This window comes from Paraburkholderia sediminicola (genome assembly GCF_046027355.1).
GTDB classification, from domain to species: domain Bacteria; phylum Pseudomonadota; class Gammaproteobacteria; order Burkholderiales; family Burkholderiaceae; genus Paraburkholderia; species Paraburkholderia sediminicola_B.
This window is the reverse complement of record NZ_JAQQEK010000010.1, coordinates 97,228-112,911: the sequence shown is the minus strand read 5'-3', so window position 1 is coordinate 112,911 and position 15,684 is coordinate 97,228. Positions and strand designations below refer to the sequence as shown.

The following is a 15,684-nucleotide window of genomic DNA, read 5'->3' as shown; positions in this document are numbered from 1 at the left end:
TGGTTAATATCTCCGGATACGCGTTCTGGAGGATGCATGCGGTTCAAGCTCAGGCAGATGGAAGTGTTTCGCGCGGTCATGCTGACCGGCTCGATCAACGCAGCAGCGAAGATGCTCTACGTGTCCCAACCGGCTGTCAGCAAGCTCATCTCCCACACGGAGACCACCTTGGGGCTGCGCCTCTTTGAACGCACGAAAGGCCGGCTGATACCGACAGCGGAAGCGCAGGCGCTATTCAGGGAAGTGGAACAGGTCTATCAGGCGGCACTGAGCGTCGATGAATTCGCGCGGGCGCTGGCGCTTGGGCCGGCGAGCCTGTTGCGGGTGTCGTGCAGTCCGTCGTTGGCGACGTCGATTGTCGCGCCCGCCATCGTCGAGTTGAAACGGCAGTTGCCGGGGCTCAGCGTGGATTGGCACACCACCCTGATGGCCGACATGCCGCTTGAAGTGTTGAGCAAGGCCGTCGACGTGGCGGTCACGTCGATGCCGATCGAGCACGAACACCTCGACGTCGTGCCATTCATGCGCGGCAGAATGGTCTGCGTCGTGCCGCCTCTTCATCGCCTTGCCGCGCCCGAACCCATTGCACTGGCCGACCTGATTGGCGAGCCCATGATTCTCTTCAGGCGCGACATTCCGTTCGGCACGATGATCGCGCGCGCATGCCAGCAAGCCAATGTCGAACTGCAATCCGTGGTGGATGTCACGCGCGCGGACCAGGCGCTGGCACTGGTGAAAGGCGGACTCGGGCTCGCTATCGTCGACGAGTTCGCCGCGGAAGGTCAGGGCTTTATCGTCCGTCCGTTGATCGAGGAACTCGAACTCGTCTCGACCTTTGTCTATTCGAAGTTCTCCCCGCCTTCCCGCAATACGGCGCTGTTGATGCACGCCATCTACAAGCAGGCGCAACGTATAAACCGGCAGATTGCGGGTGCGTCGCTGCCGGACTAGAGCAAACCCGCGAAGTGCAGCACGACAAACGACACGGCGCCGCCCGCTATCAACACCAAAGCGTTGATTCGCGTCGTCATCACCAGCACCGTTGCGATTGCCGCGATAAGCCACGCTATCCAGCCGCCATCGAGTTGTTTCATCAACACGTAGACGGCGGCCAGAATGAGACCGGCGGCGACGGGCCGCAGACCCGCCTGTAATGCGTTCAACCAGCGGGCGCCTTCATGTCTGTTCCACACGTGCACGACGCCGCACATCAGGAACGCCGTTGGCCCGAATAAAGCCAGCGTCGCCACGAGGGCTCCGCCAAAGCCGCCGACCTGCCAGCCGATCAATGTCGCCAGCAGCGACCCCGGGCCCGGCGCGAGGCGTGCAATCGCGAAGTCGCTCAGGAATTGGGCATGCGTCATCCAATGATGCACGTCGACGACTTGCCGTTGGACCTCGGCAATGATCCCTTGCCCGCCGCCGACCGTCACGATCGAAAGCGGCGCGAAAACCGAAAACAGTGCGATGAGATTTCTGGACACGTGATGTGGCTTTCTGAAAGTTGCCCGACTGTCGTTATTGCTGCCGCGGCGAACGGACGTATTCGTAGCCGACGCTCAGGGCGCCGGCTATCAACACGGTCCACACGAGCGACGCCCTGAATAACGCCACCGCCACGAAGGTCGCAATCAGCATGAGATACGAAAAAACGCGCCGCGGCAGCCTGCGCGCGGCGGTGATCGCCATCGCCGCGGATAGGCCGATCGCACCTGCCGCCGCACCGGCCAGCGCGGTATGCGTCAGCGGAAGATAGGCGATGGCCGAGAAGAATGCGCCGAGCAGCACGATCAGGATGGCCGGCGGGAAGATGATTCCGCAAAATCCGGCCAGCGCCCCGCGCCAGCCAAGCAAACGATAACCGATCCAGATGGCCAGGTTCTTGACGTTGACGCCCGGCAGCGCCTGCGACAACGCCAGTCCGTTGAGGAATTCATCCTCGCTCAGCCAGTGCCGGTCGTGCACGAACTCGCGCAGAAACCAGCCACTCAATCCGCCGCCAAAACTCGTGAGCCCGATGCGGGAAAAAATAAGGAACAGCCCTAGCGCGGTCACCTTGCCGGGCGCACGTTCGCCGCCTTGCCCGATGTCTTCGTGCCCCGATGCCGCGTCGAGAACGTCTTGCCCGTTGGTGCCTTTGACCAATGCTCCCTCCTTACGAACTGTGTGGCATAGCCTGTGAATCCTGGCGCGTCGTTGGCGTCATTTGCGTCGTTGCGGCCACAACGACGCTGTCACCAGGTTTGCCCCGCGTGCTAAATGATAGCTGCAATAGGCCGGATTCATTCACCCATCATGAAACGACGCCAAAGCCTCGCCCCCTGCGCGTCCGTGCGAACAGTCTCCTTGACACCCGTTCAGGACGGTATTTAATTCCACTATCTGCCGGCCGGGCCACAACGTAGAAGTACATTTACCTGCTGTTGCCGGAAATCCAATTTCGCACCGAGCGTGATTTTCATTTCATGCGGCGCCGTCGTTCGCCTGACCGCCGGACCTTCTGATGCCGTGATCTCGCCGTGACGGGATGCATCCGCTGCGAATCGAGCCGCTTAACGTGCAGTCAACGCTGGAGACGTGCCATGAGCCCGACAATCAATCGACAGTGGAAAAGTTGGGCCGCAATCGCGAGCGCCTTTCTGCTGGTGTCGTGCGGCGATTCGCTCAATTCGAATCCGACGGTCCCCGATTCGATCATGCAGGTGATGCAAAAGCCGATCTACCAGAACGCGACCTGGTCGATGCAGGTGGTCGATCTCGACTCGGGCCATGTGATCTACGACATGAACTCGAGCGCACAAATGCTGATCGGTTCGGTGCGCAAGCTCTTTTCGGTCGGCTCCGCGCTGAATCAACTGGGTGCGCAGCATCAATTCGTCACGCCGGTCTACCGGCAGGGTACGGTCAATGCGAGCGGCACCCTCAACGGCAATCTGATTCTGCTGGCAAGCGGCGATCTGACGATGGGCGGCCGCGCCAACCCGGACGGCACGATCGCCATCACGAACTTCGATCACAACGAGGCCAACTCGCTGGGCAACGCGATACTAGCCACGCCCGATCCGCTCGCCGGCTTCAATTCCCTCGCGGCGCAGGTGGCGGCTGCGGGCATCAAAACAATCAATGGCGATGTCGTGATCGACGACCGCCTTTTCGAGCCCTTCAACTTTCGCGGTGAATTCAACGTGCGGCCGATCTTCGTCAACGACGACGTGGTCGACGTCACACTGAACCAGAGCGGCGAAGGCTCGCCCGTTCCATTCGACTGGCGGCCCAAAACGGCCGCGTTCAGCGTGCAATCCACGCTCGCGACGGGCAGCGCGGCCTCGAAGCTGGATATCGAACTCGCGCCTGAACTGCCGTTGTGCATCGGTTCGCCGGGTTGTGTCGGCAACGTAACCGGTAGCGTGCCGGCGGGCTTCGTGCCGCCACTGACGAACGCCTACCCACTGATCCGCACGTTCCGCGTGACCGAGCCCTCGAATTACGCCCGCACGGTGTTCATCGAGGCGCTGGCGCGCGCGGGTGTCACGGTCACGGCGGCGCCCGTCGCCGCCAATCCGGTTCAGTTGCTGCCCGCGCAAGGCTCGTATTCGAGCGCGACGCAGGTTGCGCAACTCACTTCGCAACCGTATGAGCAATACGTCAGATACATCATGAAGGTCAGCTATAACATCGGCGCCGATACGAGCCTCATGCTGTTCGGTCTTGCGAACAACAACGCCACGACGCTGACCGGCGCGTTGGCGGCGGAACAGAGCGAACTGTCCACCACGTTCAAGATCCCGTCGAGCCAGTACCACTTCATCGACGGCAGCGGCGGTGGCGACTCGACTGCGAGCGGCACGGCGGTCATTGCCATGCTGAGAGGCATGAGCACGACGCTGGTCTTTTCGCCCTACTTCGACGCGTTGCCGGTGCTGGGCGTGGACGGATCGCTGGCTACCATCACCGCCTTCGAATCCGATGCGACGCTCGCGGGAGCGAAAGGCCAGGTGCACGCGAAAACCGGCACTTACGTCACGGAAAACCCCTCTGCGCCGTCGTTACCGTTCCTGAGAGGACAATCCCTCGCCGGCTATATCGATGCGAAAAGCGGCCACCGTATCGTATTCGTGCTGACGGTGAACAACGTTCCCATTTCGGGCATCATCGACGTGCTATCGGTCTTCCAGGACGAAGGCACGATTTCGGCGATGCTCTGGAAACTGCAGTAGCGCGGCGGCGCAGCCTGCCTGCGTTTGGTCAATACCGTGCGTAGACGATGCCGAGTATTGCTGCTTCGTCGTCGAATACATCGAGCGTGTCGGTGAGCGCGGCCACCGGACCGGCGTTGTTGACGAACAGCGCGTAGGCGAGTCGCCGTCCGCTCCTGGCGTCGATATAGCCGGCCATGTTCATGGCGACCATCTGCCCGCCGGAGACGGTCGCGCCACTCTTCACGACGATATGCTCCTTGCCCGCCACGTTTTTACCGATTGCGGCAAGCGAACCATCGACACCGAGAATCGAGAGTGCGTTCCGATACACCGTGTAGTTCGGCCGGCGGCTCATCACACTGAGCAGCGTCGCGGTGGTGCGTGCCGTCGCGCGGCTGTCAGGTGTGCCGCTGCCATTGGTCGGAAAATTGAAGCCGGCTCCGTCAAGGCCCAGATCGCCTGTCAAGGATTGACGCTCGGTGGCCAGCGCGTCGCTGACGGTCCGCGCGCCTTTCGTCAAACCCTGGTACATCAGGCTCAGATTAGCGCCCGTATTCAGGCTGACCTTGAGGATCAGCTTCGCGAACTCCGAATACGGCAACGACGTAAAACTCGCGACCTGCGTCGCGCTCGTATAGGTTTGCGGCGCGGGCAATCTGTCTGAAGCATTCGGCTGGACAGCGGGCGCGGACACCGTCACGCCGGCGCGCATCAATGCGTCGATGAATGCGGTCCGCGCAAAGGACGGCGGATCCTCGACACGCAGGTTGCTGACGTACAGGTCGTTGCCAATCAACGCCGCCTGATAGCCGGCGGGGATCGACGCCGGCGTGCTGAGGCTGGCTTCGCCGGAGATCGTTCCTTTACAGCCGGGCGTGGCGAGACAACTGAGCGGCCCTTCGTCGAGCGCGTCACCGGATGTCACGATGTCCGGTGCGCTGTTGGCCGCGGCCGTAATCGACGTTCCCTGCATGGTCATCGCACTCGTGCGCGGCCGCCAGTCGAGCTGGCCAGGTTGCCCCGCGTTCGCACCGGGTGCGAGCGTCACATCGATCACGTTCTCGTTGATGAGAATCGGCGAAATCAGCACGTTGCCGTTCGGCACGCGGAACGCGTCAAAGAGCCTGTCGTCGATGATCACGTCGCCGCTGATGGACGTGATGCCCGCCGCCCTGACCTGCGTCGCCAACTCGTTCACGGCCGTCAGCGGGTCTTCGGGCGTCAGGATCGCACCATTGAAGGCACGCGCCTCGTTGTGGTCGAAGTCGGTGAAATCGATCGTGCCGTCGGCCTTCATCCGGCCGCCGAAAGTCAGATCGCCGGATGCCTTGACGATGAGATCGCCGGTCAGTTTGCCGGATGCGTCGACCGTGCCATTACGATAGACCGGCGTTTCAAAACGATAATCCGGACCGATTGCGTTGAGCGCCGTTCCCACCGAGAAGAGCTTGCGCACCGAGCCGGTCAATGACAGCACGTCCGGCTGCAGCGAGTACAGCACTTCGCCCGTGCCCGCGTCCATGACGATCATCGACCATTGCGACTTCGCACTCGTATAGCGCGACTTGTCCATGATCTGCGTAATGGGATCTTGCGAGATGTCGCTGCCACAACCACCGACGAACGAACATGAGGCGATCAACGCCAGAACAGCCAGGAATTGCGTGCGCATGGGAATTCCCGCCGATCGCCATGGGAGAGTTTCAGCATAGTATGCCGACGGCAGGAATACAAAATGCTGTACTGCAACGCACGGATTTATTTCGTACGAGAGGGTGATTGGCTGACGCTAGCTCGTCTTCGGACGATAACGCAGTGAATCGATAATCAGCGCCATCGCTCGCGAAGACTCGGATCGGCTGGCGTAATACGCGTGCAAGCCCGGAAACGTCGGACACCAGTCGTCGAGCACGCGAACGAGACGCCCAGCCGTAACGTGAGGCTGCGCCAGGTCAGACGGAATGTACGCGAGACCGTAACCGGCCAATGCGGCGTCGAGCATGTGATAGGTGCCGTTGAACGAGAACTGGCCCTCCACGCGAACCTGAACTTCACGACTGCCCTTTCTCAATTCCCACGCGTAAAACGCTCCGAGTGTCGGCAGGCGCAAGTTGATGCAGTTGTGCGCCATCAGATCCTGCGGCTTCTTCGGCAACGGCTGCTTTTCCAAATAGGCCGGCGTGCCGACGATCGACATCTTCATATCCGCGGCAACGCGCACCGCGATCATATCCTTTGCGACCTGGTCTCCGTTACGAATGCCGATGTCGTAGCGGTCCGTCACGATGTCAGTTAAGCCGTAGTCGGTGATGATTTCGATCTTGATCTCCGGATATTTACGGAGCACCTTCGACAACCTGGGCCAGAGAACCGTGTTGGTCGCGTAATCGGTCGCCGTGATGCGAATCGTGCCAACAGGTTTATCGCGAAGCTCTGTGACGGCTGTCAGCTCGGTTTCGATCTCCTCGAAGCGCGGCGCCACCGTCCGCAGGATGCGCTCGCCTGCCTCGGTTGGCGATACGCTGCGTGTGGTTCGCGTCAACAGCCGCAGGCCGAGCCTGTTTTCGAGTGCGCGGATCGTGTGGCTCAAAGCCGATTGCGATACACCGAGTTGGGCGGCCGCACGAGTGAAACTTCGTTCGCGCGCGACGGCGATGAAGGCGAGCAGATCGTTGAACTTTTCGCGTGGCATTAATGAACCGATCTCATGGGTGATTGCGGAATTTAACCACTAGTCACACACGCGTGCACTGGTTAAATTCGTCAGGTCAATGGCGGCTTGCGATTAGAGCCGGTTGAGACGCGCTACATGAACTAACGCCACGCGTTTGCACAGGCATGCAGGAATATTCATGAATGTACTTCATAACCTCTTGCAGTTTCATGGACTTAATCTCTAGACGGCGAATGTCTATGATCCCAACTTAGCCGCTGTTTATAGCGTGGTCCGGATGCACGTATCGGTTGACGGACAAGTCGTGCCTGTCACCGAGGTCGGTTCCGGCATCGATGTCGCCACGGCCTCGTCGGGATGAGTGACAAAGCACAGGCGTAGCCTGCATGGAGAAAGCTAATGGATTATCGATATCTGGGCCGTAGCGCCCTCAAGGTTTCACCCTTGTGTCTGGGCGCGATGATGTTCGGTGGTGAAACGGATGAAGCCACGTCGAAGCGCATCATCGATAAAGCGTTCGATCAGGGCGTCAATTTCATTGACACAGCGGACGTCTATCACGCCGGCCGTTCCGAAGAAATCGTCGGCCGTGCAATTGCCGAGCGCCGCGACAGTTGGGTAATCGCCACGAAGTTCGGCTATCCGACGACGCAGGGTCCGAACGAACAGGGCCAGTCGCGCAAGTGGATCATTCAGTCGGTGGAAGCCAGTCTCAAGCGCCTCGGCACGGACTATATCGACATCCTCTACTTCCATCGCGCACTGCTCGACGCGCCGCTCGAAGAGGGTGTCCGCGCGATTGGCGATCTGATTCGCCAAGGAAAGGTTCGTTACTTCGGCTTGTCCAACTTCTGCGGCTGGCGCATTGCTGAGATCGTGCGTCTGGCCGACCGGCTCGGCATCGATCGGCCAGTCGTCAGCGAGCCGCTTTACAACATGGTCGACCGCACTGCCGAAGTCGAGCAGTTGCCCGTAGCGGCGCACTATGGCATCGGCGTCGTGCCTTATAGCCCGCTCGCCCGCGGCGTGCTGACCGGCAAATACACGCTGAATGGCGCGCCGCCGGCTGATTCGCGTGCAGGGCGCGGTGACAAGCGCATCCAGCAGACCGAATGGCGGCCTGAATCGCTGGCGATCGCACAGCAGGTTGCGGCGCACGCCGAGGCACGCGGTACAAATTCGATCGCCTTCGCATTGGCCTGGGTGCTCAAGAACAAAATCGTCAGCTCGACTATCGCCGGTCCTCGCACTGAGGCTCATTGGGATAGCTACGTTCAGGCGCTGGATGTGCAACTGGGGGCCGACGACGAAAAGTTCGTGGATAACCTCGTGCCTCCGGGTCACGCCTCGACCCCGGGCTACACGGATCCGGGATATCCGATTGAAGGCCGGCGAACTGTTTGAAGCAGGATAGCGGGCGTACGCGCGGGTGAACCTCTTCACGCGCATCACCCGTCTTCAGGGACGGCGGCGCAGTTCGCGCCGCCCCGCATCTAAAGTCAAAGCATCAGGTGACAAACACCGGAACTCGAATCAATTCGAAATCTCGTCGAGCGCTTTGCCCCGTGTCTCGGACCCCAGCGTGGCGATAACTACCATCCCGCATAGGGCCACCATGGCGAGATAGGCGAACACCGCTTCCACGGCAAAATACGTCAGCAGGGCGCCGATAATCATCGGCCCAAAAACCGACGAAAGACGCGTCACCGCAGCAGCCGCGCCGACTTTGCTCGAGACACCGGATACGGGCGTTCGATTGGCGCCGGATCGCGCCGCCTGGATTCCGGCAGGACTGCCTCATTCGGTTTTCATGGATCGCACATTCCGCTATCACAGCCTTTACATCGACCGTTCCCTCTACGCAAGCGATTCGTTTCTCGTACTCGCAGTCAAGCCGCTCCTGAAGGAGCTGATCCTCGATGCAAGTAACTGGACAACGGATAGTCTGGATTTCAGACAACGCTACCGAAAAACTCTCGTCATCGTCGACGAACTGAAACAGGCTCCTCTGTCATCAACCGGCATTCAGATCCCGGACGATCGGCGCATCGCAGCCATTTGCCGAGAACTCGAAAGCGATCCATCCATCGGCAAGTCCATCGAGGCATGGGCTCGCGACGCGGGGGCAAGCGAAAAAACGATCCAACGCGCGTTCGTTGCCAGCACAGGACAGACATTCCAGCAGTGGCGCCATCATGTCCGCATGACGAGAGCCCTGGAACTTCACGCGCGAGGCATGCGGTTACTCGATATCGCCGTGTCGGTCGGCTACGCGACGGAGGGCGCCTATTCACAGGCATTCAAGAAGTTCTATGGACACCCTCCGAGCTTATTGAGGTCCCGCAAGTTATGAGCGATACCGTCGGCTTGCGTACTGCCCTATAAGGATTCCCTGACCCAAAGTTCAGCATCGACCACTCTTATTTTCTTGATCTCCTGACAGCACCACGAAAACTGGCCGCATACGATGAACGCACGCCGATCGTCCTTTAAATGAGTATCGCCATGGTTCCCTATCTGTCTGAAAGAGAAAATTCGATCGAGCACATCAACGCAATGTGCTTGCATCTCTTCGACCGGTGGTGCGAAACCAGAAGCGTCGTGCCGCTAACGTATCTGTTAAGAGGCTGGCCGATGATGAACAGCGACCCCGAGACGCTTCGGCGTCTTGGAACTGCGTTACGCGAGCTCAGACGGCAACATCTGCACGATTCCAGCGATGCCACCTTTCAGGAAGTTTGCGAGCTATCGGATTGTGTCGAGGATCTGCTGATTCTGTCGTCCCTGCCAACGTGGCTGACGAGCGGGTGGTAGCGCGAACGCAGATGTGGAGGCCAGCGTGCATTTCAACGAAATCAGTGACGAAGAGTGGTTGCTGCTCGCGCCCATCCTGGCAAATCCTCCGATTGTTCACCGGCAGCGCGGCCGGCCACGCGCACCGGTTCGCGTCGTGGCGAATGCCGTGCTGTGGGTACTGACAACCGGCGACTCCTGGTCTATGTTGCCGAGCCACTATCCGTCGGCGCCGACGTGCCGGCACCGCTTCGAGGCGTGGCGTTCGAGCGGCGCCCTCGCGGAGATGTACCGGATTCTTTCGAGTACCGGACGCAAGTTTCGGTGCGGTCCGCAACTGACACTGGAACGCCGCGATGCCCTGACGCGCGGCATCGATCGCCAGACTCGGGACGAAGGTTTTCGCCGGGTGTTCTGGAGAGACCAGGCGTCGTGGCAGACACCGCGCGAGACATGGCAGTCATCCGAAACGGCCGATACGTTCAGGGACATCGCGCGGCAGCTCCCGCATCCCGTCAATTCCACGCATGCCGTAGCCGAGCGCATCGAATCCCGCGCGCCGGTGACACCCCTTCATTCCATTCATCGAACCGCGTCACCGTGGATGGGCCTTGCGTCGAAAGGCCAAACCGAATCCGACCCGCGCGGCTACGTCATCTACATTGCCGCCGACCGGTTAGCGAACACCCGTTTCCGCGGATGGGCCGAGATCGTGCGTGATGAAAGGCGAGTCGCGCGTTCCGGGCTGATCGGTCCGGGCTTCAAAAACTGCGAGACGGCACAGCAATACGCGCTCGAATGGGCGCGGCGATGGATCGACGAGGAAAGCGGTGAAGATAGCGACGCCGCCGAACCGGACAGCCACGTCCGGCAACAAAAAGCCCGCTCCGGGTGAGCAGCGCATCGACAAGCGGGTGCGCCGGCTCGTCTGACGCCGTCAATGCACCACGCCGAAGATCGCGTTGACGCCCTCCGCGGGCGTCAGACCCACATCGAAATAACCCTCCAGCCTCAAAGCGGTCGCGTCGTCGAGTATGAAAGGCGGCTGGATGAAGCCAGTCGCGAATGCGTGGTCGTACCATTCGCTCAGCCACGCGCGCAATTTCGTTTCGTGCCCCGACAATGTCCCCAGGTTGTCTGCGTTCATCGATGATCTCCTTTGTCCGGCCTCGTTCACGTCACACGACGAGTGGCTCGAAGCTCATTCTGCACAGGTTCTTTGCCGGCGGAAATACGTGCCAGGTACCGTCTTCGTGCCGGAAGAAGAACAGCAGGATCGGACCATCCGGACGCCTGACTTCGACGCATACCCGGCAAGTCAGACCGTCCTGCGAACCATGCAGCGTGAGCACACGGACCGGCAGCGTGCCCGCCGTTGCCCATAATTTCTCGCGCAGTCCGCGTAGTGAGCTTTTCGTCGCATCCACATCTGCCCCCGCACCTTAGGTTCCCATTTGACAATCGTGGGACAACGGCGAGGATTCTTCAGTCAGCAGCGCCGGATTGTTGATTCGGGAAACGCTGCTTCGAGCCTCAGGATTTCCCTAACGGCTCTGTCACTCGGTGACCAGACCGTGCCTGATCGCATACCGGATCAGCTCGGCGTTGTTGTTGAGGCCGAGCTTTTGCATGAGACGCATCTTATGGGTGCTGATGGTCTTGGCGCTGAGCGAACACGACTCGGCAATCTCGTTGATGCTTTGACCGGCGGCCAGCATCTGCAATACCTGAAATTCACGGTCGGACAACACCTGGTGCGGTGGAGCGTCGCCGGAATGCGTTTCAAAGACCATCGCGTCGACCAGTTTCGGGTCGATGAACCGCCCGCCTCCCGCCAGCTTGCGGATCGCCGCGAGCAGCACGTCCGGATCGCTGTCTTTCGTCACATAACCCGTCGCGCCGGCGCGCAGCGCGCGCGACACGACCTGTGCCTCGTTGTGGATACTGAGCACGAGGATCGGTAAAGGTGGCTGCTCGGCACGTACGCGCCGGATCAGATCGACTCCGCTGATGCCGGGCATCGTCATGTCCAGCAGCACGAGATCGAACCGCCTCGCGCGCAGCCGGTCGAGCACTTCCGAACCTTGCGCGGCCTCGGCGGCGACGACGATATCCGTGGTCGTCGCGATAATCTGTTTCAGGCCGCCACGCACCACGGCGTGGTCATCAGCAATCAGGACGTCGATCATTTTCTGCCCCGCCTGTAAGCGGAATGTGAATGGAAATAGCAGTGCCCATGCTCTGCGCACTGTCGATAGTCATCGCGCCGCCGATCAGGCGGGCGCGCTCCTGCATGCCGAGCAGTCCATAGGAATAACCCGTACGCGCCATGTTTGGATCAAAACCGCAGCCGTCGTCGCTCACGTGGAGTTCGAGTGCCGCCGCCGTGCTGGTCAGCGTCACGTCGGCCCGCGTCGCATGCGCGTGGCGCCCGACGTTGGTCAGCGAAGCCTGAACGATACGAAATACGGCTGTGGCATAAGCCTCCGGCAGCACCGGTTCGCCTCCGTTGATATGCAACTGGCAAGGAATGCCATTGCGTCGCATGAAGTCCTCCACGAGCCACTCCAGCGCCGACACGACTCCGAAGTTCAGCGCCACCGGCCGCAGATGGTTCGCGACATTGCGGACCATCCAGATCGTCTTTTCGACCAGTTCCCGCATGTCCTCGGCTTTGCGCATCGCGTCCGGATCCTTGCCGAGGCGCATTTTCAGCAGCGAGACGTCCATCTTCAGGGCGGTCAGCAACTGGCCGAGTTCATCGTGAATCTCCATGGCGATGCGCTTGCGCTCTTCCTCGCGAATCGCCTCCATATAGGCGGACAACTCGCGCAATTGATTGCGCGATTCGAACAACTCCTGCTCGATACGCTTGCGCGACGTAATATCGCTGAGGCCCACGTAGATCGCCGGCGCGTCGCCGAACGTCGCCACGCGCGCGGTCGCCATGGCCCAGAACGCCGAGCCGTCCACGCGCCGCATCTGGACTTCGCTATTGTTGAAACTGCCCTCCGTGCGCAGATGCGACACGAGCCGGTCACGGTCGCCGGGATCCACATAGAAATCGACGATGTTGGTCAGCGTGCCCATGCCCGTATCGATACCGAACAGTTCTCGCAGCGGTTCATTCGCGTACAGGATGACGCCTTCGGGCATCGACGTGATGCACAGCGGAATCGGGCTGGTTTCGACAATCGTGCGAAAGCGCGCTTCGCTCGCCTGCAATTTCGCTTCCGCCCGGCGGCGCTCGTCGACCTGAGCGGAAAGCCTCGCGTTCGACTCCGCGAGTTGCCGCGTGCGCTGCTCGACCTGCTGCTCCAGTGCATCGCGTGCGCGCGACAATGCGGCTTCGGCCTGGTGGCGCACCGCCACTTCGTTCAGGAGCTGGCGGTTCTGCACGACCAGCTGCCGGTGCATCACGCGCAAGGCGAGATGGGTCTCGATGCGCGCCATCATTTCATTGACACGGACGGGCTTCGCCACGTAATCGACGCCACCGGCCGAGAAACCCTCGACCATGTCTTCCGCGCCCGTCAACGACGTCATGAAAATTACCGCGATATCGCACGTGCGCGCATCCGCCTTGAGTCGCCGACAGGTCTCGAAGCCGTCGATGCCAGGCATCTTCACGTCGAGCAGGATCAGATCGGGCTGGGAGAACAGCGCGCGTTCGAGCGCCTCTTCGCCGTCGAGCGCAACGAGTACCCGGAAGCCGCGGTCCGTCAGGCTCTCGACGACCACGCCGAAATTCGCCGGCGTGTCGTCCGCAATGAGGATCGTCGGCCGTTCGCCGGCCTCCACGTTGGGCTCGTTCATGGCTTGGGCTCGACATTCAGATGCCGCTCGACCAGATGGAGTATGGCTTTCGACTGGTAGTCGCGAGCGAGCGCGCAGAGTTGCGCCGTGAACGAGCGATAACGCGAATCGCGCGCCGCCACGCTCTCCGCCCACGCGATGATTTCATGCATGTCGCCAAGGCGGGCGAGATGATGCAGTTCCTCCATCTGTTGCCGAGGCACGGCCGCAAGACTGATTTCGGGCGTAGCAGTGCGAGTGGGCGGCGCCGGCGATGCATGGGTCCACTTCAGACCGAGCAGCGTGGCGACCTGTGCCAGCAGCGCTTCGAGGTCGACCGGTTTGGAGAGGAATGCGTTCACCCCCGCTTCAATGCTCATCGCCCTGTTGACTTCGGATGGGCTGGCGGACATGGCAACGATCGGAACATCGGCGAACTCCTGCAATTGACGCAGGTCGCGTGTCAGTTCGAATCCGTTCATTTCGGGCATCACGATGTCCGTGAGAATCAGCGCCGGTCGTTCGCGCTGCGCCTTCTCGAGCCCGTCGCGGCCGTTTTCCGCCTCGACGGTATCGAAGCCGAGACGGCCTAGCAGATCCACAACGATCTCGCGATTGACCTCGACGTCGTCGACGACCAGCACCTTCCTGCGCGGCCCCTCATAGCCCGTCGCCGTGAACGAGAGCGCCGTAGGGCCCGTCGTCTTGCGCAACACGGGCGTCATGCTCGCTGCCGGCAGTTCGAAGCGGAAAGTACTCCCCTGCCCGATTTGGCTTTCCACCTCGATCTCGCCACCCATCGCACGCACGAACTCGCGGCTGATGGCCAGACCGAGGCCGGCCCCGCCTGCTCGTCGCTCGGCCGCGCCCAGTTGCTCGAACGGCTCGAAGATCGTATTCAACTGATCGTGGCCAATGCCGATCCCCGTGTCGCGCACTTCGAAACGGACGCGGTTCGACTCGGACCTCGAGATATGCAGGCTGACGCAACCCGAATCGGTGAACTTCACGGCGTTGGCAAGCAGGTTGAGCATGACCTGCCGCAAGCGCCGCTCATCGGCACGCACGCCGACGGGCGCATCCCCGGCGATTTCGCAGATGAAGTCGAGGCGCTTCTGCTCCGCTTTCACGTCGATGATGTCCCGAATGACATCGACAAACCCTGCCAATGGCACGTCACCGATTTCGACACGCAGCTTGCCCGCTTCGATCCTCGCGAAATCGAGCGTGTCTTCGATCAAGGTCAGCAGATGTTCGCCACTATGGCGGATCGCCGCCACGCGTTCACGCTGCCGCTCGCCCAGCGTGGTATCGCGCTCGAGGATCTGCGCGTAGCCGAGAATGCCGTTCAGCGGTGTCCGCAGCTCATGACTCATATTCGCGAGGAATTCGCCTTTGGCGCGGTTGGCCGCTTCCGCCAGATTGCGTGCTTCGCGTTCAGCCGCCGTGTCCTGCTCGTCGCGATACGCGCAGTACAGCCGCGCGCCCATCGCATTGAATGCGGCCGCCACGCGATCCAGTTCGTCCGGATCACGCCGTTTGCGCCGCTGGAGACTGAACGGCTGAGGCGGCTCACGGAAATCGTAGTCTTCCACCGTGCGCGCGATGGCCGCGACGTGCCGCATCACAAGACGGGACAGGATGTAGACGATGAACAGCGAGACGAGGAAAGTGTTGGCGGCCTGAGTGACAAGAATCATCGCAGCGGTTCGCATCAGCTCATGGTAAAGGTCGAGCAGCGTCGCCTCGACGTAGAGCTTGCCGATCTCGCGCTCTTTACCCTGCACGCTATAGAGGAGCGGAAACTCGCGGGCAATGACGGGACCGGCTGAGCGCTGACCCGCGCTCAGGTAGGCAGATTGACTGTCTTTCCCCGTCTCGCGGATTTCCACGGCACGAATGTCGGCGAGACGCAGAATGCCGTTCAACTCCAGTTGCAGCTGGGCGCCGTCCAGGCGCCAGAGCGCTTCCGCGAGACTGTCGCAATTGCTGCGGTCAATGTCCGCAAGGCGATTTTCAATCTCCTCTACGCCCCGGTAGTAGTCGCGGTAAAGCTGCAACCCGGTCAACAACACAGTGACTACGCAACTGACGAGCAGCACCGTCACGAGAAGCCGCGACACAAGGCTGCTCCTGAAGCTGCCGATCAAACTCCACCATGCATCGAACAGGTTGTGCTTCATACATCCCCGCGAGTGCTACGGTTCTTGTTTCGTCTATTCT

The 15,684-nt window shown here is 60.9% G+C and carries 16 protein-coding genes; 6 read left to right on the top strand and 10 right to left on the bottom strand.

The window, feature by feature from the left end:
• Positions 1 to 36 precede the first annotated feature (36 nt).
• On the top strand, positions 37 to 951 hold the full coding sequence (locus PQR42_RS18870; RefSeq protein WP_408387114.1) for a LysR family transcriptional regulator: 915 nt from the start codon (positions 37 to 39) through the stop codon (positions 949 to 951).
• Here PQR42_RS18870 and PQR42_RS18865 read toward each other — a convergent pair.
• Together PQR42_RS18865 and PQR42_RS18860 are read right to left on the bottom strand one after the other, a co-directional pair.
• The gene (locus PQR42_RS18865) at positions 948 to 1,484 is read right to left on the bottom strand and encodes a chromate transporter (RefSeq protein WP_408208534.1); all 537 of its coding nucleotides are present in this window, start codon (positions 1,482 to 1,484) and stop codon (positions 948 to 950) included. The two genes, PQR42_RS18870 and PQR42_RS18865, sit on opposite strands and share 4 nt — an antisense overlap.
• A 34-nt stretch (positions 1,485 to 1,518) precedes the next feature.
• The gene (locus PQR42_RS18860) at positions 1,519 to 2,145 is read right to left on the bottom strand and encodes a chromate transporter (protein ID WP_408208531.1); all 627 of its coding nucleotides are present in this window, start codon (positions 2,143 to 2,145) and stop codon (positions 1,519 to 1,521) included.
• Positions 2,146 to 2,582: 437 nt separating this feature from the next.
• Between PQR42_RS18860 and PQR42_RS18855 the strand changes: the two genes are divergently transcribed.
• Complete coding sequence (locus PQR42_RS18855) at positions 2,583 to 4,217, top strand: D-alanyl-D-alanine carboxypeptidase/D-alanyl-D-alanine-endopeptidase (protein WP_408208528.1); 1,635 nt, start codon at positions 2,583 to 2,585, stop codon at positions 4,215 to 4,217.
• Between the two features lie 28 nt (positions 4,218 to 4,245).
• On the opposite strand, the gene PQR42_RS18850 is transcribed toward PQR42_RS18855, so the two are convergent.
• A complete protein-coding gene (locus tag PQR42_RS18850; protein ID WP_408387115.1) occupies positions 4,246 to 5,871 on the bottom strand; it encodes a D-alanyl-D-alanine carboxypeptidase/D-alanyl-D-alanine-endopeptidase in 1,626 nt (541 codons plus the stop codon).
• A 117-nt stretch (positions 5,872 to 5,988) separates the two neighbouring features.
• Positions 5,989 to 6,891, bottom strand: a complete 903-nt coding sequence (locus PQR42_RS18845; protein WP_408208522.1) for a LysR family transcriptional regulator — start codon at positions 6,889 to 6,891, stop codon at positions 5,989 to 5,991.
• Between the two features lie 381 nt (positions 6,892 to 7,272).
• On the opposite strand from PQR42_RS18845, the gene PQR42_RS18840 reads away from it, so the two are divergent.
• Complete coding sequence (locus PQR42_RS18840) at positions 7,273 to 8,277, top strand: aldo/keto reductase (RefSeq protein ID WP_408387116.1); 1,005 nt, start codon at positions 7,273 to 7,275, stop codon at positions 8,275 to 8,277.
• A gap of 129 nt (positions 8,278 to 8,406) precedes the next feature.
• Here the strand turns inward: PQR42_RS18840 and PQR42_RS18835 are convergent, their stop codons facing one another.
• Positions 8,407 to 8,550 (bottom strand): hypothetical protein, encoded by a 144-nt coding sequence (locus tag PQR42_RS18835; RefSeq protein ID WP_408208517.1) that lies wholly within the window; start codon positions 8,548 to 8,550, stop codon positions 8,407 to 8,409.
• Positions 8,551 to 8,599: 49 nt separating this feature from the next.
• On the opposite strand from PQR42_RS18835, the gene PQR42_RS18830 reads away from it, so the two are divergent.
• The 3 genes from PQR42_RS18830 to PQR42_RS18820 all read left to right on the top strand — a co-directional run bounded on the left by PQR42_RS18830 (position 8,600) and on the right by PQR42_RS18820 (position 10,561).
• Entirely contained in the window at positions 8,600 to 9,226 is a 627-nt protein-coding gene (locus PQR42_RS18830; RefSeq protein ID WP_408493696.1) for an AraC family transcriptional regulator, read from the top strand.
• A 152-nt stretch (positions 9,227 to 9,378) separates the two neighbouring features.
• A complete protein-coding gene (locus PQR42_RS18825) occupies positions 9,379 to 9,687 on the top strand; it encodes a hypothetical protein (RefSeq protein ID WP_408208511.1) in 309 nt (102 codons plus the stop codon).
• A 25-nt stretch (positions 9,688 to 9,712) separates the two neighbouring features.
• Positions 9,713 to 10,561, top strand: a complete 849-nt coding sequence (locus PQR42_RS18820) for a DUF6566 family protein (RefSeq protein WP_408387118.1) — start codon at positions 9,713 to 9,715, stop codon at positions 10,559 to 10,561.
• 42 nt (positions 10,562 to 10,603) lie between these two features.
• Here PQR42_RS18820 and PQR42_RS18815 read toward each other — a convergent pair whose 3' ends face one another.
• From PQR42_RS18815 to PQR42_RS18795, 5 genes are all read right to left on the bottom strand, one after another.
• The gene (locus PQR42_RS18815; RefSeq protein ID WP_408208505.1) at positions 10,604 to 10,813 is read right to left on the bottom strand and encodes a hypothetical protein; all 210 of its coding nucleotides are present in this window, start codon (positions 10,811 to 10,813) and stop codon (positions 10,604 to 10,606) included.
• Between the two features lie 31 nt (positions 10,814 to 10,844).
• On the bottom strand, positions 10,845 to 11,093 hold the full coding sequence (locus tag PQR42_RS18810; RefSeq protein WP_408208502.1) for a hypothetical protein: 249 nt from the start codon (positions 11,091 to 11,093) through the stop codon (positions 10,845 to 10,847).
• A 129-nt stretch (positions 11,094 to 11,222) separates the two neighbouring features.
• Positions 11,223 to 11,855 carry a response regulator gene (locus PQR42_RS18805; RefSeq protein WP_408208499.1) on the bottom strand — a complete coding sequence of 211 codons (633 nt, stop codon included), beginning with the start codon at positions 11,853 to 11,855 and terminating at the stop codon, positions 11,223 to 11,225.
• Positions 11,833 to 13,482, bottom strand: coding sequence for a response regulator (locus PQR42_RS18800; protein WP_408208496.1), 1,650 nt, complete (start codon positions 13,480 to 13,482; stop codon positions 11,833 to 11,835). Before PQR42_RS18800 ends, PQR42_RS18805 begins: the two co-directional genes overlap by 23 nt.
• Positions 13,479 to 15,644 (bottom strand): ATP-binding protein, encoded by a 2,166-nt coding sequence (locus PQR42_RS18795; protein ID WP_408387120.1) that lies wholly within the window; start codon positions 15,642 to 15,644, stop codon positions 13,479 to 13,481. Before PQR42_RS18795 ends, PQR42_RS18800 begins: the two co-directional genes overlap by 4 nt.
• Positions 15,645 to 15,684: the final 40 nt, after the last annotated feature.

Bases quoted from the DNA above. Each gene is read 5' to 3' on its own strand.
- PQR42_RS18870 (WP_408387114.1), top strand. From the start codon at position 37: ATGCGGTTCAAGCTCAGGCAGATGGAAGTGTTTCGCGCGGTCATGCTG.
- PQR42_RS18855 (WP_408208528.1), top strand. From the start codon at position 2,583: ATGAGCCCGACAATCAATCGACAGTGGAAAAGTTGGGCCGCAATCGCG.
- PQR42_RS18850 (WP_408387115.1), bottom strand. From the start codon at position 5,871: ATGCGCACGCAATTCCTGGCTGTTCTGGCGTTGATCGCCTCATGTTCG.
- PQR42_RS18845 (WP_408208522.1), bottom strand. From the start codon at position 6,891: ATGCCACGCGAAAAGTTCAACGATCTGCTCGCCTTCATCGCCGTCGCG.
- PQR42_RS18840 (WP_408387116.1), top strand. From the start codon at position 7,273: ATGGATTATCGATATCTGGGCCGTAGCGCCCTCAAGGTTTCACCCTTG.
- PQR42_RS18835 (WP_408208517.1), bottom strand. From the start codon at position 8,550: ATGATTATCGGCGCCCTGCTGACGTATTTTGCCGTGGAAGCGGTGTTC.
- PQR42_RS18825 (WP_408208511.1), top strand. From the start codon at position 9,379: ATGGTTCCCTATCTGTCTGAAAGAGAAAATTCGATCGAGCACATCAAC.
- PQR42_RS18815 (WP_408208505.1), bottom strand. From the start codon at position 10,813: ATGAACGCAGACAACCTGGGGACATTGTCGGGGCACGAAACGAAATTG.
- PQR42_RS18805 (WP_408208499.1), bottom strand. From the start codon at position 11,855: ATGATCGACGTCCTGATTGCTGATGACCACGCCGTGGTGCGTGGCGGC.
- PQR42_RS18800 (WP_408208496.1), bottom strand. From the start codon at position 13,482: ATGAACGAGCCCAACGTGGAGGCCGGCGAACGGCCGACGATCCTCATT.
- PQR42_RS18795 (WP_408387120.1), bottom strand. From the start codon at position 15,644: ATGAAGCACAACCTGTTCGATGCATGGTGGAGTTTGATCGGCAGCTTC.